The organism is Endozoicomonas sp. SESOKO3 (assembly GCF_024606255.1).
In genome coordinates this window covers 1-1387 of sequence record NZ_JAHHPR010000463.1, presented here as the reverse complement: position 1 = coordinate 1387, position 1387 = coordinate 1, and the positions used below count along the sequence as shown (strand labels likewise).

Annotated in this window: 1 protein-coding gene; it reads right to left on the bottom strand. The window is 48.7% G+C overall.

Annotated elements, in window-relative coordinates; all coding sequences use genetic code 11:
* Window positions 1-1260, bottom strand: a 1260-nt coding sequence (locus KDK18_RS07890; RefSeq protein WP_257254357.1) for a hypothetical protein, incomplete at its 3' end; no start/stop codon positions are given.
* Window positions 1261-1387 lie beyond the last annotated feature (127 nt).

Here is a 1387-nt window from a genome sequence, read left to right as displayed (position 1 = left end):
CAGCTTAAAAACGGCATCGGGAGCGTCGCTTTCAATGATGGCTATAAGCTGGTTCGCAAGTTCCTGAAGGTCTTGAGTCGTAGCCTTTTTTTCACTCTCCTCTCCATTGTCGTCTTTGCTGTCATCTCCACCTTCTCTGTCTTCATTGCCTTCTCCCGATGATCGGCTCTCCTGGCCTTCGGGTTCAAATCTCTGCTCCTTTTGATGATGGTTATCTTCGTCTTTTGATTCTTTGTCTGGAACCCTGCCAGAGGGTTCTCCATCCCCATTACCTGCCTTTAAACCACCTGCATGATCTGTCTTCAAGGCTATGCGCTCAAGAAATAGCTTTAAACAGGTAAGCTGCCACTGAAGGTTTTCGCTGGCCGGGCAAGAGGTGTCACCACGCTGGAAGAGGGTGTTCCAGAAGTGAACATCGGTCAGTTGCTCACTATTCAGGAAATCAAGCCAACCAACGGGTATAACGGCTTCACTGGAAGAACCATCGGCATTGACGCGTGTTATTTTCAGACGTGTCGGGGATGGCTGTTCCTCAAGCGAGGCAGAATCCTTGCCTATGGACAGCAGCCATGAAATGACCGGTTGCAGGACCACCAGGTCGATTTCGAATAATCCCGTTGGCCAACCCCCTCCACCTCTCCAGGGTGGAGGGGGAGGCAAATAAAAGAAGCCCCCGTTGCCGCCACCGGATAAATCGACGTTGCCAGCGAGTTTGTCTCCTGTCAGCGTTCGTGTGTTGTTCCGGGTTTTCCCGGTTTCCAACCCAAGGTCAGTCAGGTTTTCGGTGTAGGCCAGAAGGGTGAGTGGGGGAGTATGAGGTTTGCTGCTCAGGGGTGGGTGGGTGTTTACGGAAGCCAGTTCTGGCCTGTCTGCCGTCGTGGATTTCAAACGAACAAGTGTGCCATTTTTAGAAGCCTGCTGGAAAACGGGGGTTTGTTCCCCGTTCATTATCACTAGTTGATAGCAATAGTTGCTCAGGTTATTCGTTACTGGTAGCGCAATACTGTTCGAGTCCGCTGGCACCACAGGTGTATTAAAGCAAAGGACGCTGTTTTGGTCATTGAAACCTTCCGGAAGCAGCAAGCTCAATTGCCACTGATTTACTTCCTGTTGCGGATCTGTACCCTCATTGATTTCAATCCGCACCTTGTGCCCATCGAAATGATGTCGGTCAATCAGGGTTGAGGAATAGCATAATGGCACATCCGCCAAAGCTAGCAGGGAAAGAACAAATGCTATGAATAAGCGGTAAAAATGCATTCAAATCTCACTAAACAACTTAAGTCAATAATAACAATCCTATCCTCTTCGTTTGATAGAAAACGCCACTACAATCTGTACTGACTTTCTGCCTTGGAAAAATAAAGGAACATCATTGGTCATTCTT